Genomic DNA, 25759 nt, shown 5'->3' with positions numbered 1-25759 from the left:
ATATTTTACACAAAAGCAAACGTATTATGAAGAACCATGAAAAAAAGCATCCCTTTGCAGAGATGCTTTATATCTTATAAAAATACAAAATAAATGACAGCTGCTAATACAATGCGGTAAATAGCAAATGGTAATAACTTGATTTTATCGATTAGGCGTAAGAAGAATCGGATGGAAATAAGAGCGAAAACGAATGCACTAATGAATCCAACAATAAATACTGGAAGTGCGTCCATTGAAAAATACTCGATATTTTTTAAAAGTGAGATTCCACTTGCCCCTGCCATAATCGGTACAGCCATGATAAAAGTAAAGTCTGCTGCTGCTCTATGGCTTAATCCCACTAATACACCGCCTGATATAGTGGCGCCTGAACGTGAAAATCCAGGCCAAAGTGATAAACATTGAATAAGTCCGACTGTTAAAGCTTGTTTATACGTAATCTGGTCGACTGTTTGTGTATTTGGGTGGTTTTTGCTATAACGGTCTGCAATAATCATTAAAATGGCACCAATTACGAGCCCTATTAATACCGTTTCTGTTGTGAATAAATGCTCATCAATTGTATCCTCTAATAACACACCTAGAACACCTGCAGGAATTAATCCCACAATGATATGAGTTAAACGTAGGTGCTTTGCCCCCACCGGGACAATTTTATTTTTTCGATTAAGTCCTAATAAATCAATAAACCTATCCTTAAAAACAACAACAACGGCCAAAATAGAGCCAAGTTGGATGACAACCTTAAATGTATTTGCTGGGTACTTACCAAGAAATTCCTGTGTTTTCAGCCACATATCATCGACGATAATCATGTGACCGGTTGAGGAAACAGGCGCAAATTCAGTTAGCCCCTCAACCATTCCTAAAATTATGGCTTTTATAATTTCAATAATTTCCATCAGATATAATATACTCCTTTTTTACAGATGTCTGGCCCAAGTCTCCATCAACTCTTTGGTCTAAGCCAATCGCTTCGGAAGGAAAAATACACCTTCTGTCAGCGCTCGTCCTATGCTTGTCGCCCAAAGCTGTGCGCCTTGCGCTTTTCTCATTATCTCGTTTTTGATCTTCTCTTGCTGAAAAATATAACAAGAAATCCAATTCCCGCTAATGCGATTAATGCATACGTAATATTGGAGTAAATGTCCATGTAGTGAACAATGACATCCCAAGATTCACCAAAAGCGGCTCCTAGCATTACAAGAATCACATTCCAGATCAACGTTCCAAGTGTTGTAAACAAAATGAACATCCAAAAATTCATATTGGACATCCCGGCTGGAATGGAAATCAAGCTCCTAATTAATGGTACCATTCGGCAGAAAAACACAGTCCAATATCCATATTTATCAAACCAGGCATCCGCTTTATGAATATCTTTTTTGGTTACTCGTAAAATACGACCATAACGGTCAACAATTTTTTCCAATCGCTCAACATCAAGTAAACGTCCAATTCCATAAAGAATTATTGCGCCTACAACTGAACCGAGTGTTGCAGCGATGATGACGCCAGTCACGGTTAAAGACGATTTTGTCGTCATAAATCCACCTGCTGTCAAAATAACCTCAGATGGAATAGGTGGAAAGATGTTTTCTAATGCAATTAATAGAAAAATCCCTATATACCCAAATTGGTCCATAAAATCCGTAATCCAATTTTCCATGTTTACCTCCAAATAAGATGCTATTATTACTAAATCAATAAGCATACTTATTGTAATCTATGTTTGTCCTACTTTAAAGTATTCATTAAAATTTTTTCTTAAACTTGTAATTCCAAAATGACTGGGCAATGATCGCTACCCATTACGTGTGAGTGGATTTGAGAATCTTTTAATCTGTCTTTTAACTGTTTGGAAACAATAAAATAATCAATTCTCCAACCAATATTCTTTTCACGGACATTACGCATATAGCTCCACCATGTATATTGATCAGTCACGTCTGGATAAAAATATCTGAAGGAATCAACGAACCCAGAGTTAAGCAAATCAGTCATTTTTCCACGTTCTTCATCGGTAAAGCCGGAATTTCCTCGATTCGATTTCGCATTCTTTAGATCAATGTCTGCATGAGCCACATTCAAATCGCCACAAAGGACAATTGGCTTCTTTGCATTTAAATCAATCAGATAATCACGCATACGATCTTCCCAGTCAAGTCGAAAACCAAGTCGTGCAAGATCTCTTTGTGAATTCGGTGTGTAAACATTGATTAAGTAAAAGTCGTCAAATTCTAATGTCAGAATTCTTCCCTCATCCTGCTCATTTTCATCACCAACACCATATGAAACAGATAGAGGTTTCTCCTTTGTAAAAACAGCAGTTCCAGAATAGCCTTTTTTAACCGCGTAATTCCAATACTGATGATATCCTTCAAGTTCTAGATCAATTTGACCTTCCTGGAGTTTGGTTTCCTGTACGCAAAAGATATCAGCATCCATTTCGTGAAAATAATCTAAAAACCCTTTCTTCACACAGGCCCGTAATCCATTTACATTCCATGATACAAGTTTCATAATAATAAAGCTTCCTCTCTATGTTACTCCTCATAAATCATTTTTCTTGTCATTCCGCCATCTACAACAAGATTAATTCCTGTTACAAAATTATTTTTCAGATCAGTTAAATAAAGACATGCATTCGCGATATCATCTGGTTTTCCGACTCGCTTCGCAAAATGTTGTTCGTGATCAATTTCTCGAAGATCTTCATAGTTTCCCGTTTCAATCCAACCAGGAGAAATCGCATTTACGGTAATCTGATATTCCGAAAATGAAGCAGCAAGTGCATGTGTAATCGCGACGATCCCACCTTTTGTGGCTGCATATCCTTCAGAATGGGGCTCAGACATAATCGCTCTCGTTGACGCAATATTGACAATTGAGCCACCAGATTTCTTCATATATTTTGCGACTTCTCTCGAACATAAGAAAACACTTCGCAAATTGGTATTGATCACATCATCCCATTCTTCAACGGATACATCGAATGGTGACTTGAATAAATTTTTACCAGCGTTGTTTATTAAAATATCAATTTTACCATAAGTTTGATAGGTTTGGTTTACCAATTGGAGGATATCCTGTTCGTTTCTTACATCTGTTTTAATAAAAATAGCCCCCGCACCTTGATTGATAAGTTCACTTGAAAGCTTGTTTCCAGCATCAATATCCATATCTGCTAAAACAACCTTATCTCCGTTTTTCGCAAAAGCTTTTGCAATCCCTTTTCCAATCCCATTTGCCGCTCCCGTTACGATTACCACTCGATTCATTTTCTTCACCAACCTAGTATTCAAGTTTAAAATCTTCCTTTCCCATTATAAACGACAATATCAATCTGGCAAAATAAAACAGAGATTCAGTGGTTCTAAGAATGATAAAATGACATATGGGAGTGAGGACGGGCATGAGAAAAAAAGTGATCTTTTTTCTATTATTGTTATGTAGTCTTCCGATTTTGTTAAGCTTAAATCCTATTATGTATAACTCTTCATATTTTGCCAAATATGAATCTCCAGAGGGAATTCTATTCCTTAGCTACTCACAAAAATGGGACGAACAACAATTAGAAGATTTATATAAAGAATTAATAAAAAATAAACACGGTGAAGAAATCAACCTATTGCAGGAAGTGCGTGTAATGTCTGGGCCATCACCTTCAAATCGTATGATTACTGGAGTCTATCACCCTTTTATAAGTAGCATTACTTTATATAATGGAAATGAACATACGAGTGCCCAGGAATACCGAGATACATTGTCGCATGAGTACGGGCATCATTTTGCCTATTATTATTTTCCATCTCATCATTTTCCTTTTTCAAAATGGGCAAAACTAAGAGGTTTACGTCATTTTCCTGTCCGCTGGAATTCATTTTTAAATTATTCAGTTTCGGCTCATGAATGGTATCCACAAGAAATTTTTGCCGACGATTATGTTCTATTATACGGGCCAATAGATGAGGTAGATCTAGACGATGTCTATACGAATGAAGCCTTCTATATGCGAACGGAGCATGAAAATCAAAAACTTAAAAATATACTTGGTAATGAAGATCTACAACAATTTATAGAGCAAGAAACAGGTATTAAGATCGATAAGAAGCGGAAACTGAAAACACCTGAGCTTATAGATTATACTGAGGAAAGTTTGACCTTTTCGGTAGAGAAAAAGAAAGACGTAGCCTACCGGCTGAATCTAGGAGACTACGAGTACTATAAAATTTCAGAAGACCAAAGTGGATCAATCACTTTTTCAAATATAAATTTGTCCGAAAATGCTGTGGTTTCTCTGGATATTCTTGATTTAAACACATCAATTGGCTTTCGTTCAAAAGATATTCGACTACAATTTGAGGATTTGATAGAAAATTAACCGCGTTTCATTATATAATAAGAAAAGAAGTAGTAATTAACTCTGTAGAAGAAACTACAGAGTTAATTACTAGCCTCCGGCGGATGCCTCAGATTTTTCAAAGGAATCTCGAAAAAGAAGATCAAAGACTAAGAACGCCACTTCCTGTGGCAACGTCTTTGTGACCCACCTCGTGTGGGCCTAAAAAAATCTGGGCGCAAATACGCCATGGCGTATTTGATGGAAAGGCGGTAATGACGATTCCGACACCGAGTATGGAAGATTATTTAGAAAAAATTTATTTATCCATTCAGCATAAAGGCTACGCACGAAGCGTAGATATTGCTTCTTCATTAAACGTCCTCCCTTCTTCTGTCACAAAGATGATGCAAAAATTGGACGAGGAAGGCTTTGGAATATATGAAAAATATAGAGGATTTGTACTTACAGATAAAGGAACAACAATCGCAAAAAAGCTAGTCGAAAAGCATGAAATGCTAGAGGACTTTTTAAAAATGATTGGTGTACAAGATAAGAATATTTATGAAGAAGTCGAGAAACTCGAGCATTATATCAGCAAGGAAACTTCTCTTTGTTTGTCTACTTTAATTGACTTTTTTGAAGAGAATCCTTCAGTTAGAAAGCAATACTTACAATTTCGAAATGAAAAAATGTAAAAAGCTCAGAGTTACTGAGCTTTTTCTATTTAAATTCTAATTTGATTACTTCGTCCAAATAGGTTGTGCCTTGATAGCCAGTAATTTGTAACCATTCTGGTATAACTTCTTCATTAGAATTTTCATTATAAACCTCGAATAATATTTTCGTTTGGTAATGGCGTGGCTTATCAATTTCATTGATATTCGCGTAATAATCGTATTCATCCCAGTTATATATGTTTCCCTTTCGATCAACTAATACACCCTCGCTCTCCATAGACCCGATCGGAATAGCTGACGATTCATTTTGGCCCAATATATTAAAATGGAAAGATTCAAATTTTCGACTTTCACTTATTTCAGCTGTTAACCCTATTTTCGTAGGTTTCCCAATCTCAATTTTGTCAATTGATATCTCACTTCCCAGATATTCAAAAGTTTGTGGAAACGGTTGGTTCATGTCAATTTTCACTTTGTGAAGATCATTTTTATAATAAGATAATGAATATAATCGAACACGAACATCTTTTGGATCATCAAAATAGAGAGAATTAAACATCGAATGAAAGGTAAAATACTCATTCGTACTGCTCTCTACCGGAAAACTCCAACCGTATGATAATGGTTTTGCGACCTTTTCTTCCGTTTCAATTCCTCCAAAAAATAATTCAGTCATATCTTGATCAAGCGTATTGGGTTTATATTGATATTGTAGAACTGTTACAGTAGGAGCCATAATCACTTTATTAAACTCAATAGGCACGTTGTCTATTGTTATTTTTTCGTCAATTGGATATTCTATTGATTCTTGCTTTTTAACAGGAATTTCAAAGTTCCATTTTCCAGAAGAAAAGCTCGACTCCCCATTAGAAGCCATCCATACAGGATTTTTAGGGTCCTCCCCGATTTTTTGAAGCTTTGAGATATTTAACTTTATTGATTTTGCTTCTGACGTAACAGGCAATAAACTGAGAGTTCCTTTAAAAATGGTTCCATCACTTTCCAAAGGCTGAACCGGTAATTGGTTGACAGTGTATCCCTGCTGATCAAAGGTTTCAAATTCATTCTCAACATATACACCATCCCACAAATTAATACCATATTGTTCATCTTCCCCAAGGTTCTCAACTTCATAATAGATTAGGGTTTGAAATTCATCTGCAATGGCGCTTTTAATTGTTACCTTTATTCCATTGGATTCTTGCACAAGATCGAGTGGCTCTCCGATGCCTCTTTTTAAATAATTAAGTAACTGCTCATCCTCCAAGTCACGCCAATCTAGCCAAGAATAATACATATAAGTAAAAGCATTGGTGGCATAACCAATTAAGAGAAGGAGTAAAATTGAAAATGCGATTCCACCGCCAATAGTTGTACGTTTCTTTTTCTTATTTCTTTTTTCCTCCTCTATTTTCCTTAATGCTGTGATTACAGGGTCCAAAAACTCTCCCGGAACCTCAATGGCTTCGGCAGTTTTGATAAGAGAGTTAATGGCATTCTGAAAACCCGCCAAACTTTGCTGACAACTTTGACATGTATGTAAGTGGATTTCGAGTTCAATCTTTTCAGGTCTTTCTAATGTACGACTTAGATAATCAATAAATTTATCCTGGTAATGAGCTTCCTTACTACCGCTTAAATTTTGAATTCCTCTATGGAGACGATCTTTAACTGATTCAACTGAGATATCAAGAATGTCGGAAACCTCTTTCTGTGAAAGTCCTAGAACATAAGTTAGAACGAGGGACTCATCCACCTTTTCATTGGAGCTCCTTTTTTTACATTCTTGTAGGAATTGGGAAATAACCCATTTCTCTAAGTCAGGATTGTTTTTTAGTTTTCGAATGTCAGCCTGCATATTAAACATGACAGTGTAAAACACATCTTGAATTTCACTGGAAGTTTTCAAATATGTCCAGGCTAGTTTGTATAAGCTGTCTTTCCTTTGATCAAACCATTTGATCATGGCTGCTAGGTTATTTTCGCGTATCATTTTTATTAAAACGGGATCCGTTTCCGCTATTATCACAATTTATGTCTCTCCCTTTGGTAAAAATCTTCCTTTTCTTCAATATTCAACAAATATCGCATGAATCCTTCTATTAAAAGCAATAAAAAAGACTAAATCTGTTACGACTTAGCCACATCTGATTTTATTTCTTTTTTATATCTTTCGGTTTTACCTCGTATTCTTCGGCAATCTCTGTTTGATAGCTTGGTTTGAACTGTTTCCTTCCTTGTTCCCGATTTTCGTCAATGATCACCTTGTTTTTCATGTAGGCATGGAAAAGTGCCTCACAAGCAGTAATTAACGCGGCAGCAGTGAGGGACGCTGTAATTAAAGATGAGGTGTTTTCCAAAAACAAATAGCTCAACAGCCAAACTGAGAAAAATGATAGCCCGAAGTCCGCCAATGTAGCAAATAAATTCCCCATTCTCGGTAATGTAAATAAATCACCTATGAGGTATGAAATTCCTGTTACGAGAAGGCTTATTAAAAGTAAATTTCCGAGAGACGCCCCTCTAAAAATTCCAAAAAGAGACAAGAGAATAATTGATATGATAATAAATTTGATTCCGAGAGCTTTAAAATGCCTCATTTTTCGAGATCACCCTTTAATTCTTATTTAGACCTATCTTTTGAAGATAACGAATAGAATATAAAAGGTAATTTTTGGTCGAAAATTTTCTGCAAACTTAGATACTATATTGCCTGATTCTCTATTTGACGATTATGTAGAGTGTAATAATAACCCTTTTGTTCTAAAAGAGAAGCATGTGTTCCTCTTTCAACAATTTCTCCTTCATTTAAAACAAGGATTTGATCGGCCCTTTCAATCGTATTCAAACGGTGGGCAATAATAAAACTTGTCTTTCCCTTCATCAAACGTTGTAGTGCCTCTTGAATTTTCATTTCTGTAACCGTGTCAATGCTACTTGTAGCTTCGTCAAGAATAAGAATAGACGGATTTGCAAGAATTGCTCTTGCAATCGAAAGAAGCTGCTTTTGCCCTTGGCTGATTCCACTGCCATCCTGGTTTAAAATCGTCATGTATTGATTAGGCAACTTCATAATAAAGGAATGAGCATTTGCTAATTTGGCTGCTTCAATTACCTCTTTATCGGATGCATCCAGTCTTCCGTAACGGATATTATCCATGATAGATGCTTGAAACAAATACGTATCTTGTAGCACAAAGCCCATATTTTGACGGAGGCTTTCCCTTGTGATCGATGACGTATTGAGCCCATCTATTAGAATTGAACCTGAATTGGGTTCGTAAAATCGAGACAATAAATTAATAACCGTTGTTTTCCCAGCTCCAGTTGGTCCGACAAAGGCCACATTTTGTCCAGCTTTCACTTCAAATGACACATCTTTAATGGTGTTTCCATCTTTTTCATAAGAAAAAGAAACATGATCAAATACAACATTACCTCGGATTTGGTTTATTTTTTCCGCTTTGCTTTCATCCTTTGCCTCAACATCTTCATCTAAAATAGCAAACACACGCTCAGCACCCGCAATGGCTGACAGTAATGTATTAAATTGGTTAGCCAAGTCATTAAGTGGTCGGGTAAATTGTCTCGAGTATTCAGAAAAAATGACAATTGTTCCAATCGTGATATGACCATTCAGTGCAAGTATCCCGCCTATCCCGGCAATAATCGCAAAGCTTAAGTTATTTAATACGTTCATAAGCTTTGGAATAAAACCAGAATAAGCTTGTGCAAAATAGCCCGCTTTCTTTAGATTTTCACTCTTTTCTAAGAAGTCGTTCATCACGGTTTCTTCCTGTGAAAACGTCTTTACTATTCGCTGACCTGAAATTGTTTCCTCAATATACCCGTTTAGTTCCCCTAAATAACGCTGTTGTTCTTTAAAGAGCTTCCCAGTTCGTTTCGTAATCCACTTTATCCCAATAAACATGATTGGAATAATAATCATCGTGATTAAGGTTAACAGCGGGCTTAGCCAAAGCATAATTCCGACTGTACCAATTAATGTTAGTAAACTTGAAAATATTTGAATGACGGATGTATTCAATGTCGAGCTGACATTTTCAATATCATTTGTAACTCGGCTCATGAGCTCTCCATGTTGCCTTTTAATAAAAAAGTGAATCGGTAAACGATGCAATTGTTCAAAAAGCTCCGTTCTCATCGAGAATACGGTATTTTGGGCAATGCCGACCATCCAATAGGCTTGAAACCATAATGATAAGGAATGAAGAATATAAACTACTCCTAGTCCAAGTAATAGAACAAGGATTCCTATATGATCCTTTGAAACGATGTATTCATCGATCCCTTTTCCTAATAAGAACGGACCGAGGAGACCAAGTCCTGAGCTTGCTATTACCATCGCTAGTACGGCAATCAATAATTTATGATTGACCGCAAGATAAGACCAAATTCTTTTTACAGTCCCAATTCTATCTTTTGCTTGCTGCGGTTTATCCCCATGATTTTGTTTCGGACGATTCATTCGCGCTGACATCAGCTTGTCCCTCCTCTCCAAATTGAGTATGATAGACCTTTTGATAAAAAGATGAGGAATGTAATAGCTCTTCATGACTTCCGGTAACAAGTAATTTTCCATCTTCCATCAGTAAAATTGTATCGGTTGCCATAGCTGTGTATATTTTTGAAGTAATGATTAAGGTCGTACATGTGTAATTTTTTAATTCTTCAAGAAGTTTAGCTTCAGTTTTAAGGTCGAGCGCACTTGTACTATCATCCAGTAATAAGATTTTCGGGTTGCGAACAAGTGCTCTAGCAATTGAAATTCGTTGTTTTTGCCCACCAGATAGGTTAACACCCTTTTGACCGATGACAGTATCGTATTGTAAAGGAAGCTTTTCGATTGTTTCATGAATTTGGGCTCGCTTTGCCGCTTCAATAATCTCTTCCATCGTCGCATCCTGTTTGCCCCAGCGGATATTATCCTTAATTGTGCCGGTAAACAATAAAGCCTCCTGTGGTACATAACCGATTTGCTTTCGTAATTCGTCAAGCTTTCGATCCTTCACATCAATGTCGTCTAACTGAACACTTCCATGGTCAACATCATATAAACGTGGAATTAATTGAAACAAGGACGTTTTTCCTGAGCCTGTTGCACCTAGAATCGCAACCGTTTCACCAGGTTGAATCGAAAATGAGATATCCTGTAACACCCATGCATTCGTTCCTGGATATCTGAAATCTACATGTTTAAACAAGATCCTACCCTTTGCATGTGATACAGTTTGTAAATTATTATTCGATTCAACTAAATCAACCTCCGTATCTAATACATCAACGAGACGGTCTGATGATGCTTTTGCTCGTGAAAAATGCATGATAATCCAAGAAAAAACACCTAGAGCGCCAGTAATCCGGGTTGTATAATTGATGACTGCAACAACTTCGCCAACCTGAACGTTTCCTGAGCTAACATCAATGCTACCAAACCAAAGAATCGCGATAATACTACCATTCATTAATAGTAAAAGTACTGGCATCGTTAATTCGATAAGCCGAAGTGAAGTAATTGTTCTCTCCTTTAAGTCTTCATTAGCATGAAAGAAACGTTTTGTTTCATGTCCCCATCTTACAAAGGCTTTAATTAATCTCATCCCAGAAAGATTTTCTCGCATTACACCGTTCACGATATCTAAACTTCTTTGGACAGACTGAAACAATCTTCTTGCTTTTGTCATGACGAAAATGAGAAACAAAATTAAAAATGGAGTTGTAACGATGAGCATCATAGCCAGCTTTGCATTTACAAGGAAAGCCATGATCATCCCAAAAATGATTAGCATTGGTGCGCGCATTGCGATACGCAAACTCATAAACACCGTGTTTTGTAACTGGGTCACATCATTTGTCATTCTCGTAATTAAAGAAGCTGTATCGAATTTTTGAAGATTAGCGAAGGAAAAAGATTGGATTTTTCCAAACAATTCTTTTCTTACGTCAAAAGCAAAGCTTTGACTTGTGTACGAAGCAAAAAAGGAATTCGTAATTCCAGAGATAAAAGCGAGAAGCGAGATTCCGACCATAATTCCGCCCCACTTCATGACCACAGAAAGATCTTTTTGTAAAATACCATCGTCAATCACCTTTGCAATTAATAGCGGTTGCAACAGTTCTACCGCAAGTTCAACAAATGTTAATCCAAGTGCGACTGAAATGGCTAGTCGATAAGGTTTTAAATACGCTAGCATTCTTAACATAAGAGCCTCCAAGTTATGTACGATACAATTATTTCAATATCCGAATTATTTTTATCATACAATAAAATCGCCTATTATTATAGATAAAAAACATCAAAAGCAAGCGCCCTTGATGTTTTACTGTTTTTGTAGATTATGAGAGTATAATTTTTGGCTAGCCAAAAAGCTAATGATTGTCGCAGCAGTGACAGCAATTAGCATATACAAATTTAAATGATGCATACCTGTTGCAACATCAGCCTGACTGGTGATCAGCATCCCCATGATACTTGCACCAAATGTGGTACCTATGTTTCTTGCAAAGAAATGAAGACTTGTCGACATTCCTTTTTGATGTGCTTCTGCCAATTCCTGTGAGCCAATTGTTCCAATCGTCACTACCAACCCGAATGCAAAACCTTGAATCGTTAAAATTGCAAATATATATAAGAAGCTTGTGTCTTTGTTCATAAAGAATGCCATAACTGCAGAAAGCACGAGCAACGCATTTCCAAAGAAAATTGTATTGCGGTAACCATATTTCATGATAAATTTACCTGAAGGAACAGATGCTAACATCCATGCAGCACTCATCCCAAATAGAACGAGTCCACTAACTATAATTGAAATCCCTTGCACCTTTTGCATAAATAATGGAACATAACTCTGAAACGCGAAAATGCTCAAGAAAATCAAGAAGCCATTAATATTCATCCATGAGATATTTTTATTCTTCAGAATCTCAATTGGGATGAAACGCTTATCCGATTTATTCTCAGCGAAGATAAATGCAACTAGGAAGATAGCACCGATTAAATTATAGATTACTAAATTTTCTGTTGTAATGGTGTTCATTAAAAATGCTAGCATACTTCCTGTAAAAAGGAATGCGCTGAGATAGTTCAGGGGAGTTTTATCCTTCGTAATGTGTTCTTTATATGGAATTAAACATAATAAAACGATAATCCCAATTGGTATATTGATAAAGAAAATCCAACGCCATGACATCGTTTCAACGAAAAAGCCACCTATAAGTGGTGCAATGACAGCAGAAACTCCCCACATTGCTGAAAAGAATCCTTGGATTTTCCCACGTTTTTCGATTGAATATAGGTCACCGGCAATAATCATTGTTAATGGAGAAACCCCACCAGCACCTAGTCCCTGAATACCTCGATATACGATTAATTCCACCATTGAATCAGCTAAACCGCATAGTAATGAGCCTATCGTAAAGAGAATAATAGAGATGCTAAAGATTTTTTTTCTTCCATAAATATCGGCAAGTTTCCCGAATATTGGTAAGGAAACAGTAGAAAATAATACATAAATGGCAAACATCCATCCATATAACTTATACCCGCCTAGCGTTTCTGCTATCGTTGGGGCTGTTGTCTGAAGGATTGTCGTATCCATAGCACTAATAAGCATTGCAAGCACAATACTTACTAAAACAAATGGTTTTGATTTCATTTTGTCTTCCCCTTTTAGCCTAGAATTATTCTATTATACTACAGAAACTGGAAAAGAAAAGATGCTGTTTGTTCAAACAAATACATTGCCACAAAATATGAATGAGGTAATTTTATGATTCGCATTACAGCCGTTACACATAAAAATAAGCGTATTACAGATGTTCCTGTTTCAGAAATAAAAAACACCGAATGGAAGTGGTATTGGATTGATTTTAATCGACCAACTGAATCGGAAATCGAAGAATTAACACGTACTCTCCATTTTCATCCGCTGGCAATTGAAGATTGCATCCATGTCTTGCAACGTCCAAAATTAGATTTTTATGAAACAAATACATTCTTTGTTTCGCACAGCCTTCATCAGAAGACGATGGAAAAGGAAGAAATTAATATGTTTCTTGGCGAAGGATACATTGTAACCTTTCATTTAATGGAGTCGAGCGAAGTGAATGATGTTTGGAACCGGTTAATGGTAACGGAGGAAGTTGAGAAATGGGATCCCTCCCTTGTGTTATATCATATCATTGACAAGCTAGTAGATAATTATTTTCCGTTTGTATACCAGTTAGAGGACACCTTAAATGAAATTGAAAACAATTCGAATGAAAAATCAATGGAAGAGCTGCTTGATGAGCTTTTTGAAACAAGACATGATTTGCTAACATTACGGCATACAGTTACACCGATGCGCGATTTAGTGTATCGGATTATCAATTCTCATCGCCTTGATATATTACAGCACCGGATTGAATATTTCCATGACATCCATGATCACTTGTTACGACTTACTGAAAAAATTGATGCAAGTCGTGAATTAACAGCTGATATTCGCGATAGCTATTTGTCTTTGAATTCACACCAAACAAATAAAGTGATGCGGATTTTAACCGTCATCACGACTATTTTTATGCCACTCACATTTATCGCCGGGATTTACGGAATGAATTTCACGCATATGCCTGAACTTACATATAAATATGGGTATTTTGTGATCCAAGCAATTATGATTGTAATTGGGGTTGGGATGTTTGTTTGGTTTAAACAAAAAGGTTGGTTTAAATAGAAGTTAGAGGCGATAAAAACGAGATTGGGTCGTTAATGCAACTAATCATAGGATTTTAAAAAATTTCATTAAAGCTATCTGAAAATACTATTAACTTTTCTATCATTTCAGGTATAATAAAAATTGTTAGAGTATCGAAATATTTCTTTGGGGGTAATATTATGACGAAGGTTAAAGAAAAGTTATTAACTCGTGCAGAAGTACCTGTTGAACAAACTTGGAAGCTTGAGGACTTGTTTCCTTCAGTTGACGCATGGGAACAAGAATTAGCTGCTATTGAAGCGGACGTATCGTCAGTTACAAAATATAAAGGACAATTAGGTAAAGATGCTAATACATTTTTAGATTGTTTACTTGCTGAGGAAGAACTTCGCAAACGAATGATTTTGGTAGGAACATATGCAAGTTTGCGATTCAATGAGGATGCGACAAATCCTGAAAATCAAGGTAAAGCTGCCAGAGTATCTTCGATTTTTTCAGGGATTGGTGCAGCACTATCGTTTATCGAGTCTGAAATTCATGCTTTACCAGAGGGCACAATCGAACAATACATAAGTAAAGAAAAAGAATTAGAAGTTTTTCAAAATAATTTAAATGTGATTTTGGAGAAAAAGCCACATACACTTTCACCTGAGACAGAAGAAGCGTTAGCTGCTCTTGGAGAAGTCCATAACGCACCATATATGATTTATCAACGAAGCAAAGCATCTGATATGACATTCCCTTCTTTTAAAGATGGTGAAGGAAATGAACTACCACTCTCCTTTGCGTTATTTGAAGATCGCTATGAACTATCTGAAAATCCAACGATTAGACATAATGCGTTTAACACTTTTTCTGATACGTTAAAAAAATATCAAAATACATTTGCTGCTGCCTATGCAACGGAAGTAACGAAACAAGTTACACTTTCTAAACTACGCAACTACGAATCTGTTACCCATATGCTCTTGCATCCACAGCAGGTAACGTTAGAAATGTACAAGAATCAATTAGACATTATTCAAACTGAGCTTGCGCCACATATGCGTAAATTCGCAAAGCTTAAGCAAAGAGTGCTCGGACTGGAAAAAATGCATTTTAGCGATTTAAAAGCACCACTTGATCCTGATTTCAATCCAAAAACGACCTATGAAGAGGCGTCAAAAACGATCCTTGAGGCTTTACAGGTTATGGGTCCTGAGTATAGTGCAATCATGGAAAAAGGTCTCACAGAGCGCTGGGTTGACCTCCCTGCTAACGTTGGTAAATCAACTGGTGCATTCTGCTCAAGTCCGTATGGTGCCCATCCATATATTTTAATTACGTGGACTGATACAATGCGTGGAGCGTTCATATTAGCTCATGAGTTAGGGCATGCGGGACATTTTTATTATGCGAATGGAAACCAACGTGTTGGCAATACACGTCCATCAACTTACTTTATCGAAGCTCCATCAACTATGAACGAGTTACTTCTTGCTGAACATCTGTTATCGAAAACAGATGACAAGAGAATGAAGCGATGGGTCATTCTTCAGTTACTAGGAACTTATTATCATAACTTTGTAACTCACCTCCTTGAAGGTGAATACCAACGGCGTGTATATGCATTAGCTGAAAGCGGAAAACCAATCACGGCTCCTGCGTTAAGTACAATTAAAGGTGAGGTATTAAAATCTTTCTGGGGAGATGCAGTGGAAATTGATGATGCAGCAAGCTTAACTTGGATGCGTCAACCACATTATTATATGGGTCTATATCCATATACGTATTCTGCTGGATTAACTGCTTCTACTGCTGTTGCCCAGTTAATCAAAGAAGAAGGTCAGCCTGTAGTTGATCGCTGGATTGAAGTTTTAAAAGCTGGCGGTACAATGAAACCACTTGAATTAATGAAATATGCTGGTGTAGACATGTCTAAACCAGATGCCATTCGCAAAGCGGTTGCTTATGTTGGTGAGTTAATTGAGGAATTAGAAGGTCTTTACGAATAATATGAGGAATGCCCAGAGCATATCTGGGCATTTTTTAATCCGTACCTTATGTAACATGATATATTCGTTTTACTGATAGCAATAAAAATTATAGACTTTCGTAAGATTACCTTTGACTCCATTTATCCCATTCCACTTCCTATAATGTTCAGGTATTGTTGTATGTGACAAAAATGAATCTAATGTTAAATTGCGTTCTATTGCTTCTTTAGAAGTCTTGATTAAATACGATAAATAGCCTGACATTATATTCAGCAATTGTTTGTTTCCAAAATTACCATGTCCTGGAACGAATGTATTGATATTCATCTCTTTAACCTTCTCCAAAATAGAATAAAATTCTTTTGGATTATGAATGGGTACATGTAAATTTTCAGTCAGTAAATCTCCCATAAACGCAATTTTTTCATTTGGTAGAAACATTAATGCATCACTGGGGGTATGTCCTCCACCAAAGCAATGTAACTCAACCTTTCTTTTTGAACCTTCAATGATTAATTTTTCTTCAAAAAGCACATTAGGTAATACAAGTCTAAGATTAGGTAAATCCTCCAACACTTTTGACATTTCATTATACTGGTTAGTTAGACTAGATTGAATGATTTCATCAGTATTAGAATCTATTTGATCTCTAAGACTTTCAAGAAACTTTTCCATTTCTATTCTTTCAATTTCTAAGTCTTGTAATTTATTTCTTTCTTTGAAGTGCTTTTTAGTGATTGCTGTTGAGATAATTATTGCATCTAAGAATGCTTGATTTCCGAAAACATGGTCACCGTGATAATGGCTATTGATCAGATATTTTACCTTCTTACTGGTTATCACTTCTGCTTGTCTACGCAGTTCATAACCTGCTGAGGGGGTAGAAAGTGAATCGAAAACTAAGATTTCATCACCTAAATCAACAATACCCGCATTACTCCAAGCGCCTTTACCGGGTTTTGCAATGGCTGCATACACTCCATCATCTAATAAATACATCTTAAAATAATCCGTTTCGTTTAATAATCTTTCCATTCTATAAATCCCTTTTAACCTGTACAAGCCATGATTACATTTCCATCTGGGTCCTTAAAATTAAACCAAGCAAAGTTCTCTCCCACTCTTTCAATTTCTCTAACGATTTCGATATCTTTTGATTTAATAAAATCGTAGGCAGCATCAATATCATCGACTAGAAAATTAAAGATTGGATTGGGTGAAGGTCGGTGGTTGAATGTTGGATCAAACGCATGGTCATCAAATGTTAAGCCCGTGATGCCAGTAACCGGAATGTTATACACGGGAGATATCACCTTTGTTGAATCAGCTTCAATTCCTAAAATGTTGCTGTACCATTCAACTGACTTTTTTAAATCTGAAACATGAATAAATACTCCTCCCATTGTGTTTTTAATGGGTGTTTGGTTAGAATTATTCATTACTACACATCCTTTTTATGATTATTGGTAATTCTGCCAAATCATCAATGATGTAATCTGCATCAACATTGTCCCATTGAAGATCCTTTTTCCAAATTCCTATCATACCAACATTACGAGCTGCTTTTACATCGTTATCTGGATGGTCGCCTACAAATATACATTGATTTGGTTGCACATTTAATTGTGCGACTGCTTTCATAAATATTTGGGGATCAGGCTTTTTTATTCCTTCCCATTCGGAAACTAAAATAGTATCAAAATATTTCTCTATCCCTAGTGATCTAATATTATCTAACTGGAACTGTCCTATTCCATTTGTAATTATTCCTAATTGAAGGCCAGTATCCTTTAATTCTCCTAACATAGGTATAAGATTTGGAAATGGTACACAATTGTATTTAAATTCTGAGATATAATCCTCTAGCAGTTCTTGCCAAGAAAAGACCTTTATATTAAATTCATGAACTAGTTGTTGATACACTTTGTCTTTCCAAACATAACCACGACGGTCTAATTCTATAAATCTCTTTATATACGTTTCTTTTGGAATCCGGTCTAAAAATTCAATTAACCTATCATATTGGTATGAAACGAACTTCTTTACTGATTCGTCTCTGTCCAATAATGTTCCGTCTAAATCAAAAATAGCGGCTTTTATCATTATTGCTTTCGAGCCTTGATAATCATTGTTGTTGGAAATTTACGAGCTTTGGATAACGAATAATAACGGTCTGAACCCTCATCTTCGATTGAATCAAATGACTCTGATACATCACTTTCAATTACTTTTTCAATTGTAAACCCCACTGTTATCAGTTCATTTATATATGTACTCATTTTTCGCGTTGGAATGACCATTGGTGCTTCTTCCCCCTTGAAATTATCGTATGTAACCGTTCCTTCATTCTGATAGGAACCTTCAAGAAATATTTGCCCATTTTCACTTTTAAGATGAGGATATAATGGATGATCCCAACTGAAAATGAAAGATCCACCTGAATTCAAATAAGAATGGATCAGCTTAAAGGTTGCAGGTAAATCCATTGTCCAACCAATCGCATAAATAGAATAAACAAAATCAAAGTCTTCCTTTGGAAGGTTAATATCTTTCTCCATTGGTGCACAATACAAATTAGGATTCATTCCCTTTAGTGTTTCTTTCGCGGTTTCAATTTGATTCTGTGACAAATCTATTCCCCATAGTTCACTCGCTCCATTTTCCGCCATGTATCGTAAGGAATGTCCACTTCCACAACCGATATCCAATATTTTTTTATTTGTTAGGTCTTCAAACAGCCTTAACTCTTCCTCTGTTTGTGTAAAAGGACCGTAACTTGGAAGGGCATCCTTCCCATTAAAATGTTGTGCGACTTTGTCCCAACTTTTCTTATTGTTTTTGAGTATTTCAAATGTCATTTATTTTTACCTCCAGAAATTCAGCAAAATCTATACCATAAAACCTACATTCTACAAATTTTGATAAATTCCTTTTTATTCCTTTCAAAAGGTATGAAGGAAATCAAAATTAACAATAGAATTATTATATAAATAGTTTTTAAAATGGAGGAAAATCATGTTAGTGGTGAAACAAATTGCCCCAGAAATGACTTATGATTTAAGACATAGCATACTCCGTCCTCACCAGCCAATGGAAGCCTGCATGTATGATACTGATCATCAAGAAGGCGGATTTCATGTGGGAGCCTTTTATGAAGGAAAATTAATTAGCATTGCTTCCTTTTGTGCCGTATCAAACGAAGATTTTCCAAGTAGAAATCAATATCGCCTTAGAGCTATGGCGACTCTTGGGGAGTATCGAAAGCTAGGTGCTGGACGAGAGGTGGTTAATTTCGCAGAAAGTATTCTAAAGGAAAAGGGTACGGAGCTTTTATGGTGCCTGGGTAGAACGAGTGTTCAGAAATATTATGAAAAGTTGGGCTTTAGACCATCTGGAGAGGTCTTCGATTACCCACCTATTGGTCCACATATTGTGATGGTGAAAATATTAATTTAAAGTACAAGGAGTGTTGAACATGAAAATACGAAATAGGATCTATTATTGCGTTTTTTTTTGAATTCATTGTTATATTAAATAGTTTAATCGTCCTGCACTCTCCTTTTGCTTTTGTTAGAGTGGTTAATCTTAGTCAGGTGAATTTTTCTCTTGGAGAATAATTTTTACATTAAACACACGTAAAAGATTGGATTTGTCTTAGGCTAATTCCGAAATACATCCATCGAAAACCATTCCATCTATAACCGGAGACAGATCTTCTACCAACAAATGTTGGATAGAACCAGAATTGCTCTCGACCTTTCAACCAGACATAGGTATATCTAAACAAACATCCTCTAATACTACCTGGATCGACTGCAAACTGCTGTGCTTGTTGGGATTGCTGTGGAACAAAAGATGGTGGCGGTGCTGTCGGTGCCCCTACTCCCTGTCCTTGACCAGGTGTTCCAAATGGCGGACCACCTCCAGGTCCTTGATTTGGTGGTCCAAAAGGTGGGACTCCTCCTGGTCCTTGGCTTGGTGGTCCAAAAGGAGGCATCATAGAACCTCCTCCGAATGGTGGCATGAATGAACCCATTTGTCTTTCATACTCGTTATAATAATCAAAATCTGAGTAGTATGGTAGTGATGACGCCATTAAAGTGTTAGGATCGTAATAATACATTTTATAAATCTCTCCTTATTCATAGGCTACTATCATCCTATTCGGTAGGCTTATGCCTTTCAACTTGTACCTCCGAAATGTGCTTTTACCTAGATATTCAACAGAATTAAAAAAATACCCGCCCTAGATATAAGGGACAGGCATTCCTTTAGCGATCTCTTTGCACAAAATAATTCAATAGTTGTTTTAAAAAAGTGCTTTTAAGTTGAATTTCTTGCAATGCTTCCATTGCGAGACAATAATGTTTCCACATTTCTTTTTTTGCAGCTTCCACTCCAAGAATCGAGACAAACGTTGAATGATTGTTTTCCTCATCTTTACCAACCGATTTTCCGAGTAAGTCTACGGTCCCTTCTACATCTAATAAATCATCTTTGATTTGAAAAGCAATACCTCCATGATATGCAAATCTTTTTAAAGCTTCAATCTGAATTTCATCCACATTTGCAAGAATAGAAGGCATGATAAGTGCGGCCTCAAATCCCTTCCCAGTTTTTAAAAAGCACAATTGATTGAGCTGTTCAAGCGATAATTGTTTTCCTCTTGACTCTAAATCCATCGCTTGCCCTTTACACATATCCATCGTACTCTCAGCCGAGTATTGAATTAACTTAAGCACTCCCTGCGTATCAAAATGAATGAGAGAGGCTTGCTCAACTACCGCTCTTTGCGTTAGAAAAAGGCCAGTTAATTCCGCTACAGCTGTGTTGTAGGACTGATGGACAGTTGGTTGACCTCTCCGAAAGGAAGCATTATCCTGGGAGGGAAGATCGTCATAGATTAAAGAAGCAGTATGCATGTACTCGATTGATTTCAAAAGTGGGAAAATAGCTTTTTCAGCTAATCCATATTCCTTCACACCCATCATCCAGGCGACGATAGGCCTCAATCTTTTACCGTCTCCATTGAGACTGTAATTTGCGGCATTAATTATCGATGAAGAATCTATTTTATTTAAGTTCAAATGGTCATTTATCTTTGTACGGACCTCATCAATCAACTCAGAAAAATTTTCCTGCTCTTTTTGTTCATTTTTCAAATTGGTGACCATATGATCACGCAAGAGTTTATCAAAGAAATCAACATCATCTGCTTTTCGCACCATTTTTTGAATTAACGGAGTAAAGGTTGAATTACCTACAGCAAATGTCTCCATTACCTCTTCATAGACCTTACTTCCGACCCTCTTTTTGAAACGTTTTAATCCATTAATCGCTCGATCTAATATGATTTCGATTGCTTTTGAATCGGATCGATATACACTATGGATTAAATAAGAAATCACAGCCCAATATAATGCAAATGGATTCACTAAATCATTTCGCTGCTTGTGGTATTTTAAATAATAGGTATACGGGGTTACCGCACCCTCCTCCATATCTGAAAACATATCTGCAAAATCATCTGCAAGCTGATTATAGATTCCATAATAGAAAACCCGCTCCTCAATATCTTCATCTTTGGGAGCACGAAGTAGAGAACGAACAATCAATCGTGAAGAAGAGGATTTAATCATAATGGGAATATATAAATCTTCATTTGTGTAAGTTTCATTTGAAAGATCTTTCTTTCGATCATCTTCTTGGGAATGAAAAAACACATAAGATTGTTCAAAAAAAGAGTGTAAGGTTTCTTTGGACTGCTGGTTCTTAATGTAGTGAAAGGCATCAGTAAGTTCTGAATGAATAAATTCTAGTAATTCCTTATTTTTTCCTTTCCATTCACCTAATGGTGCTACTGCACCAGTTAACAGTGAGGTGCGGATTATATTAGAGTATCTCTTTTTCTCTACATCTGACAAAACCTTGGCATCCAAAAGATCATCAATAAAAGGATAAGTAAGACCGTAGGCATAACCTAATCGGATAGCGGTATCAAGTTTTTTTGAGCGATCATCTACTGAGAGGTTTGATTCCATTTCTTCCATTTCATTGATGACAACTCCTGCGATGATTTTAAGTAACTTCCTTCTTGCATGTGTACCATCCATTCCCTCTGGTAAATTCCTTGATACAATTTTCAACTTATCGATTAACCAAATAATGGTCAACTCTATGCCCTCTTTTTGGCCCCACCTGTACAACCCAGTTATACTAAAAAGAGTTAAATCATCATTTTTATCATTAGATGTCGTTTGAATCAATTGATCTTTTAAACTGGTAACGACGTTTTGGATCCTTGCTTGTGTATCTGTGGACGTAAGGTCTTTTCCCAAGTCCCTCATAAAAATATAGGAAATACTTCGATCTAAGTATTGATCTAATTTTCCTGTGTAATTTAGCCATTTTATATAACTTTCATAATCTTGTGTATGAGTCTTTTTCTTCGCCTTCGTCCCAAAAGGAAATAGCGAACGATAAATATGATGCATCTTCCAGGAATTAATGTCTTTTATGAGGGTTGTTAAATAACTCTCTTCCTTGACATCTTTATATAGCACTTGAAAATACTGAGCGGCCTTCTTCTCTACTAGCTGATACCTAATTTCGGCATTCTTTTCCATATTTTAAATACCTCAACTTTTGTTCATTACCAAATATATATGCTATAAATGGGATCCATATCGTTGTTGTTTAAATTAAATTAATATATCTTCTTTGCATCCTTTGGTAAATCTTTCACATGTTTTAAATAGGCAGTCATGTTCCAATCATCCTCACTTGAATATGTAAATGATAAGTTTTCAGCAACTTCTTTTGCAAGTCTTCTAAATAAATCACTAGTGACAAATATTGAATCCCAGAAATTATCATAATGATGATCCGAATAGGTTCTTTCGTACTGCTGCCAATAAGAATTAGGAAGATGTTGTTTAAAATACTTCCCCATCTTTCCTACTGACACTTGGAAATTAGTATCACATCCTATCCACCATGATACCATTTCATCCAAATGCGGCCTAATAACATGTTCAAACATTTGTTTCGCGTATGGTAATTCGTCACGCCAGATTCCTTTTGCTACATTTTGCAAACACCACCAAAAATTATTACAACTGCTTAAGTAAGCTGATTCAGTAGGTTTTTTAACGTGATAGTCAATATCTGTTGGTGCAGAAATTGATGGTAAAATATGATCTTTATCCAATAACGGAACGGTAAGTTTGTCACTACCGTATTCACCAAGCATATTCACTTTCGTTTCAATGTGTAGATCAATTCGATTTCCATCTTTGAAAAGCATTAAATAACCATAGGATGGATAAACATCTACTTGATGACCCCATGATTGATTATTTTTATCCGGTTCTTGTAGCATGATTAATTCACCAAAAATACGTATCCAGCCCTCATCCTTTATAAAGGATTCAGTATCCGTTACCACATATACAATGTCGTAATCTTGAAAAATGTCTTTCGGAACATTTTTGTTTGTTCTGGAACCATTCATATAAACCGCACGAATCCGTTCATCATTCCTAGCAATCCTTAAAATTAAATCCATCATTTCCTGTTCAGTTCTCATAAGTATACTCCTAACGATAAATTTGACTATTACTAACTTCTACTTCTACACTAAATCTACCTGCTTCATACAAATAAAAATGGTCAATCCCCTAAGGAGATTGACCATTATTTTTTTATTGAACTGTTCAGCTCCATCAACAAAAACCAGTAATTTATAACGTTTTGTTTAAATCTGGTCCGCTGGAACCACAGGAACCGTCCCCATGGCTCCGTGCCTCTATTTATCTAGCTTTAGTTTGGCGAGGGCGTCTGCTAAGGCTGTGTTGATTGGTTCTTCTTTTTGTTGTTTTTTCATGTAATTGGATACTTCTCTTTTTGATAGTTTTCCTGCTTGATTCTTTTTGCGACGTTCGTTGAAGGCGGATAGTTTTTCTCGGTGACCACATTTACAAACGAATAATTGTCCTTCCCCTTCTCCACGCAATTCCAACTTTTTATGACAGTTCGGGCATCTAGCGTTTGTCAGTTTGGCGATGTTTTTACGGTGGCCACATTCACGATCCTGACAGACAAGCATTTTTCCTTTTTTTCCATTAACTTCAAGCATCAACTTTCCACATTCTCGACATTTTGCACCTGTAATATTGTCATGCTTGAACTTTGAGTCGCTTGATTTGATATCTGAAACTACTTCTTTTGTGTATTGCTTAATATCCGAGATGAACGCATTCTTTTTCAAACGACCTCTAGCAATTTGTTCAAGCTTTTGCTCCCACTCCGCTGATAACACCGGAGATTTCAAGTCGTCTGGAACTAGCTCTAATAACTGTTTACCCTTATTGGTGATGTGGATATCTTGCCCTCTTTTTTCAATTAAAAAGGTATTAAATAACTTATCAATAATATCCGCACGTGTTGCCACCGTACCTAGTCCACCTGTTTTGCCGATTGTTTCAATTAAATCCTTGCTTTCCCCCGCCATATATTTTGCTGGATTTTCCATAGCAGAAAGTAAGCTACCTTCATTGAATGGCTTTGGTGGCTGAGTTTCTTTTTCAATCTCCTTCAACGCAAGAACATTAAGGGATTTGCCTGGTTGAACGGATGCTGGAATTTGACCATCCTCCTCATTCTCATCAATTGAAGTGATGACCTCTTTCCACCCTAATGATGTGACCGTGATCCCTTTTGCAACGAAAAGTTCCTTCCCTATACGTGCTTGAACGTTTTTTTGTTCATAGGTATATGGTGGAAGAAAAACAGCTAAAAACCGCTTGACGATCAAGTCATAAAGCTTTTCTTCTTTCGCAGAAAACGCTTGTAGATTTGGACGCTCCTCAGTTGGGATAATGGCATGGTGATCTGTCACCTTGCTATTGTCTACAAACGATTTGTTTGTCTTAATTCCATTTTTTAAGATCTTTGAACCAAGCTTAGTATAAAGTTGCACCATGCAGCCTTCAATACGATCCTTTAATGTATCAATAATATCTGTTGAAAGATATTTTGAATCAGTACGTGGATATGTGACCAGCTTATGTTGTTCATATAGCTTTTGGAGAACATTTAAGGTCTCCTTTGCTGAAAAACCGAACCGTTTATTTGCATCACGTTGTAGCTCGGTTAGATCATAAAGCTGCGGCGCATAGCTTTTCTTCTGTGAAATTTGAACATCGATAATTTTCGCATCCTGCCCCTGAAGAGAACGAACAATTGATGACGAAATTTCCTTTTTAAAAATTCGCTGTTCCTTCGTTTTTTCATGTTGCCACTTTAGTGTTAAGCCGTCAGTTGTTGCTATTACTTCATAATAAGGGATTGGTTTAAAATTCTTAATTTCTTCCTCACGTTTTGCGATAATCGCTAAGGTCGGAGTCTGGACTCTTCCACATGAAAGCTGCGCATTAAATTTTGTAGTTAATGCTCTTGTTGCATTAATTCCAACCAACCAATCGGCTTCAGCACGTGCAACAGCGGATGAATATAGATTCTCATATTCTTTCCCGTTTTTTAAAGTAGCAAATCCTTGTTTAATTGCTTTATCCGTAACAGATGAAATCCATAATCGTTTAATTGGCTTTCGGGTGTTTGATTTTTCAATAATCCACCTCGCAACAAGTTCTCCTTCACGACCTGCATCTGTTGCGATAATAATTTCATTAACATCTTTACGATGCATTTGCGTTTTTACGACACTATATTGTTTGCCAGTTTGTTTAATGATAACCAGGCTTATTGGATTGGGAATGATCGGTAGATCCTCTAGTTTCCATGTTTTAAAGTGGTCTCCATATTTTTCAGGGTCTGCTAATGTGACAAGATGGCCAAGGGCCCATGTTACGATATATTTATCCCCTTCAAAAAAGCCGTTGCCCTTCTTATGACAGTTCAATACTCGGGCAATGTCTCTTCCAACAGAAGGTTTTTCTGCAAGTACAAGTGATTTCATTTTAATTCCTCCAATTCACCCTATCTATTATACACGATTCAGTTAGTAAGACATAA

22 protein-coding genes are annotated in these 25759 nt (G+C 36.4%); 5 read left to right on the top strand and 17 right to left on the bottom strand.

Annotation, left to right across the window (positions count from 1 at the left end):
* Positions 1 to 74 precede the first annotated feature (74 nt).
* The 4 genes from ABC371_RS17225 to ABC371_RS17210 all read right to left on the bottom strand — a co-directional run bounded on the left by ABC371_RS17225 (position 75) and on the right by ABC371_RS17210 (position 3284).
* On the bottom strand, positions 75 to 905 hold the full coding sequence (locus ABC371_RS17225) for an undecaprenyl-diphosphate phosphatase (protein ID WP_412897908.1): 831 nt from the start codon (positions 903 to 905) through the stop codon (positions 75 to 77).
* A gap of 152 nt (positions 906 to 1057) precedes the next feature.
* Positions 1058 to 1672: a DedA family protein gene (locus tag ABC371_RS17220; protein WP_412897907.1), complete on the bottom strand. Its 615-nt coding sequence runs from the start codon at positions 1670 to 1672 to the stop codon at positions 1058 to 1060.
* A gap of 98 nt (positions 1673 to 1770) precedes the next feature.
* The gene (locus ABC371_RS17215; protein ID WP_412897906.1) at positions 1771 to 2526 is read right to left on the bottom strand and encodes an exodeoxyribonuclease III; all 756 of its coding nucleotides are present in this window, start codon (positions 2524 to 2526) and stop codon (positions 1771 to 1773) included.
* A 23-nt stretch (positions 2527 to 2549) separates the two neighbouring features.
* Entirely contained in the window at positions 2550 to 3284 is a 735-nt protein-coding gene (locus tag ABC371_RS17210; RefSeq protein ID WP_412899382.1) for a glucose 1-dehydrogenase, read from the bottom strand.
* A gap of 134 nt (positions 3285 to 3418) precedes the next feature.
* On the opposite strand from ABC371_RS17210, the gene ABC371_RS17205 reads away from it, so the two are divergent.
* Positions 3419 to 4387: a hypothetical protein gene (locus ABC371_RS17205; protein ID WP_412897905.1), complete on the top strand. Its 969-nt coding sequence runs from the start codon at positions 3419 to 3421 to the stop codon at positions 4385 to 4387.
* A gap of 233 nt (positions 4388 to 4620) precedes the next feature.
* Positions 4621 to 5043: a transcriptional regulator MntR gene (gene mntR, locus ABC371_RS17200; RefSeq protein WP_412897904.1), complete on the top strand. Its 423-nt coding sequence runs from the start codon at positions 4621 to 4623 to the stop codon at positions 5041 to 5043.
* A gap of 25 nt (positions 5044 to 5068) precedes the next feature.
* On the opposite strand, the gene ABC371_RS17195 is transcribed toward mntR, so the two are convergent.
* From ABC371_RS17195 to ABC371_RS17175, 5 genes are all read right to left on the bottom strand, one after another.
* Complete coding sequence (locus ABC371_RS17195) at positions 5069 to 7054, bottom strand: DUF4179 domain-containing protein (RefSeq protein WP_412897903.1); 1986 nt, start codon at positions 7052 to 7054, stop codon at positions 5069 to 5071.
* 124 nt (positions 7055 to 7178) lie between these two features.
* Positions 7179 to 7625 carry a YndM family protein gene (locus tag ABC371_RS17190; RefSeq protein ID WP_412897902.1) on the bottom strand — a complete coding sequence of 149 codons (447 nt, stop codon included), beginning with the start codon at positions 7623 to 7625 and terminating at the stop codon, positions 7179 to 7181.
* A gap of 104 nt (positions 7626 to 7729) precedes the next feature.
* Positions 7730 to 9526, bottom strand: coding sequence for an ABC transporter ATP-binding protein (locus ABC371_RS17185; RefSeq protein ID WP_412897901.1), 1797 nt, complete (start codon positions 9524 to 9526; stop codon positions 7730 to 7732).
* The gene (locus ABC371_RS17180) at positions 9483 to 11249 is read right to left on the bottom strand and encodes an ABC transporter ATP-binding protein (RefSeq protein WP_412897900.1); all 1767 of its coding nucleotides are present in this window, start codon (positions 11247 to 11249) and stop codon (positions 9483 to 9485) included. Before ABC371_RS17180 ends, ABC371_RS17185 begins: the two co-directional genes overlap by 44 nt.
* A gap of 117 nt (positions 11250 to 11366) precedes the next feature.
* Positions 11367 to 12701 carry an MDR family MFS transporter gene (locus ABC371_RS17175; protein WP_412897899.1) on the bottom strand — a complete coding sequence of 445 codons (1335 nt, stop codon included), beginning with the start codon at positions 12699 to 12701 and terminating at the stop codon, positions 11367 to 11369.
* A 114-nt stretch (positions 12702 to 12815) separates the two neighbouring features.
* Here ABC371_RS17175 and corA point away from each other — a divergent pair, with 114 nt between their 5' ends.
* Both corA and pepF read left to right on the top strand, forming a co-directional pair.
* Positions 12816 to 13766: a magnesium/cobalt transporter CorA gene (corA, locus tag ABC371_RS17170; protein WP_412897898.1), complete on the top strand. Its 951-nt coding sequence runs from the start codon at positions 12816 to 12818 to the stop codon at positions 13764 to 13766.
* Positions 13767 to 13927: 161 nt separating this feature from the next.
* Positions 13928 to 15742 carry an oligoendopeptidase F gene (gene pepF, locus ABC371_RS17165; RefSeq protein ID WP_412897897.1) on the top strand — a complete coding sequence of 605 codons (1815 nt, stop codon included), beginning with the start codon at positions 13928 to 13930 and terminating at the stop codon, positions 15740 to 15742.
* A 69-nt stretch (positions 15743 to 15811) separates the two neighbouring features.
* Here pepF and ABC371_RS17160 read toward each other — a convergent pair whose 3' ends face one another.
* From ABC371_RS17160 to ABC371_RS17145, 4 genes are read right to left on the bottom strand one after another with little or no spacing between them, the layout of a single operon-like run.
* On the bottom strand, positions 15812 to 16759 hold the full coding sequence (locus tag ABC371_RS17160; protein ID WP_412897896.1) for an MBL fold metallo-hydrolase: 948 nt from the start codon (positions 16757 to 16759) through the stop codon (positions 15812 to 15814).
* A 14-nt stretch (positions 16760 to 16773) separates the two neighbouring features.
* Entirely contained in the window at positions 16774 to 17163 is a 390-nt protein-coding gene (locus ABC371_RS17155) for a VOC family protein (RefSeq protein WP_412897895.1), read from the bottom strand.
* Positions 17156 to 17827: an HAD family hydrolase gene (locus ABC371_RS17150; RefSeq protein ID WP_412897894.1), complete on the bottom strand. Its 672-nt coding sequence runs from the start codon at positions 17825 to 17827 to the stop codon at positions 17156 to 17158. The genes ABC371_RS17155 and ABC371_RS17150 overlap by 8 nt, the downstream gene beginning before the upstream one ends.
* On the bottom strand, positions 17827 to 18582 hold the full coding sequence (locus tag ABC371_RS17145; protein WP_412897893.1) for a class I SAM-dependent methyltransferase: 756 nt from the start codon (positions 18580 to 18582) through the stop codon (positions 17827 to 17829). Before ABC371_RS17145 ends, ABC371_RS17150 begins: the two co-directional genes overlap by 1 nt.
* A gap of 157 nt (positions 18583 to 18739) precedes the next feature.
* Between ABC371_RS17145 and ABC371_RS17140 the strand changes: the two genes are divergently transcribed.
* Positions 18740 to 19180, top strand: coding sequence for a GNAT family N-acetyltransferase (locus ABC371_RS17140; protein ID WP_412897892.1), 441 nt, complete (start codon positions 18740 to 18742; stop codon positions 19178 to 19180).
* Positions 19181 to 19349: 169 nt separating this feature from the next.
* Here ABC371_RS17140 and ABC371_RS17135 read toward each other — a convergent pair whose 3' ends face one another.
* The 4 genes from ABC371_RS17135 to ABC371_RS17120 form a co-directional block, all read right to left on the bottom strand.
* The gene (locus ABC371_RS17135; RefSeq protein ID WP_412897891.1) at positions 19350 to 19847 is read right to left on the bottom strand and encodes a hypothetical protein; all 498 of its coding nucleotides are present in this window, start codon (positions 19845 to 19847) and stop codon (positions 19350 to 19352) included.
* Between the two features lie 148 nt (positions 19848 to 19995).
* A complete protein-coding gene (locus tag ABC371_RS17130; RefSeq protein WP_412897890.1) occupies positions 19996 to 22350 on the bottom strand; it encodes a polyprenyl synthetase family protein in 2355 nt (784 codons plus the stop codon).
* An 80-nt stretch (positions 22351 to 22430) separates the two neighbouring features.
* The gene (locus ABC371_RS17125; RefSeq protein WP_412897889.1) at positions 22431 to 23312 is read right to left on the bottom strand and encodes an aminoglycoside 6-adenylyltransferase; all 882 of its coding nucleotides are present in this window, start codon (positions 23310 to 23312) and stop codon (positions 22431 to 22433) included.
* 219 nt (positions 23313 to 23531) lie between these two features.
* Positions 23532 to 25703 (bottom strand): DNA topoisomerase III, encoded by a 2172-nt coding sequence (locus ABC371_RS17120; RefSeq protein WP_412897888.1) that lies wholly within the window; start codon positions 25701 to 25703, stop codon positions 23532 to 23534.
* Between the last annotated feature and the right edge of the window lie 56 nt (positions 25704 to 25759).

The sequence above is a fragment of the Bacillus jepli genome (assembly GCF_047238305.1).
GTDB lineage: Bacteria > Bacillota > Bacilli > Bacillales > Bacillaceae_L > Ferdinandcohnia.
This window is presented reverse-complemented; position numbering and strand designations above follow the sequence as displayed.

Excerpts from the sequence above, each read along its gene's own strand:
- ABC371_RS17225 (WP_412897908.1), bottom strand. The coding sequence starts at position 905 with ATGGAAATTATTGAAATTATAAAAGCCATAATTTTAGGAATGGTTGAG.
- ABC371_RS17220 (WP_412897907.1), bottom strand. The coding sequence starts at position 1,672 with ATGGAAAATTGGATTACGGATTTTATGGACCAATTTGGGTATATAGGG.
- ABC371_RS17215 (WP_412897906.1), bottom strand. The coding sequence starts at position 2,526 with ATGAAACTTGTATCATGGAATGTAAATGGATTACGGGCCTGTGTGAAG.
- ABC371_RS17210 (WP_412899382.1), bottom strand. The coding sequence starts at position 3,284 with ATGAATCGAGTGGTAATCGTAACGGGAGCGGCAAATGGGATTGGAAAA.
- ABC371_RS17205 (WP_412897905.1), top strand. The coding sequence starts at position 3,419 with ATGAGAAAAAAAGTGATCTTTTTTCTATTATTGTTATGTAGTCTTCCG.
- mntR (WP_412897904.1), top strand. The coding sequence starts at position 4,621 with ATGACGATTCCGACACCGAGTATGGAAGATTATTTAGAAAAAATTTAT.
- ABC371_RS17190 (WP_412897902.1), bottom strand. The coding sequence starts at position 7,625 with ATGAGGCATTTTAAAGCTCTCGGAATCAAATTTATTATCATATCAATT.
- ABC371_RS17185 (WP_412897901.1), bottom strand. The coding sequence starts at position 9,526 with ATGTCAGCGCGAATGAATCGTCCGAAACAAAATCATGGGGATAAACCG.
- ABC371_RS17180 (WP_412897900.1), bottom strand. The coding sequence starts at position 11,249 with ATGTTAAGAATGCTAGCGTATTTAAAACCTTATCGACTAGCCATTTCA.
- ABC371_RS17175 (WP_412897899.1), bottom strand. The coding sequence starts at position 12,701 with ATGAAATCAAAACCATTTGTTTTAGTAAGTATTGTGCTTGCAATGCTT.
- corA (WP_412897898.1), top strand. The coding sequence starts at position 12,816 with ATGATTCGCATTACAGCCGTTACACATAAAAATAAGCGTATTACAGAT.
- pepF (WP_412897897.1), top strand. The coding sequence starts at position 13,928 with ATGACGAAGGTTAAAGAAAAGTTATTAACTCGTGCAGAAGTACCTGTT.
- ABC371_RS17160 (WP_412897896.1), bottom strand. The coding sequence starts at position 16,759 with ATGGAAAGATTATTAAACGAAACGGATTATTTTAAGATGTATTTATTA.
- ABC371_RS17155 (WP_412897895.1), bottom strand. The coding sequence starts at position 17,163 with ATGAATAATTCTAACCAAACACCCATTAAAAACACAATGGGAGGAGTA.
- ABC371_RS17150 (WP_412897894.1), bottom strand. The coding sequence starts at position 17,827 with ATGATAAAAGCCGCTATTTTTGATTTAGACGGAACATTATTGGACAGA.
- ABC371_RS17145 (WP_412897893.1), bottom strand. The coding sequence starts at position 18,582 with ATGACATTTGAAATACTCAAAAACAATAAGAAAAGTTGGGACAAAGTC.
- ABC371_RS17140 (WP_412897892.1), top strand. The coding sequence starts at position 18,740 with ATGTTAGTGGTGAAACAAATTGCCCCAGAAATGACTTATGATTTAAGA.
- ABC371_RS17135 (WP_412897891.1), bottom strand. The coding sequence starts at position 19,847 with ATGTATTATTACGATCCTAACACTTTAATGGCGTCATCACTACCATAC.
- ABC371_RS17130 (WP_412897890.1), bottom strand. The coding sequence starts at position 22,350 with ATGGAAAAGAATGCCGAAATTAGGTATCAGCTAGTAGAGAAGAAGGCC.
- ABC371_RS17125 (WP_412897889.1), bottom strand. The coding sequence starts at position 23,312 with ATGAGAACTGAACAGGAAATGATGGATTTAATTTTAAGGATTGCTAGG.
- ABC371_RS17120 (WP_412897888.1), bottom strand. The coding sequence starts at position 25,703 with ATGAAATCACTTGTACTTGCAGAAAAACCTTCTGTTGGAAGAGACATT.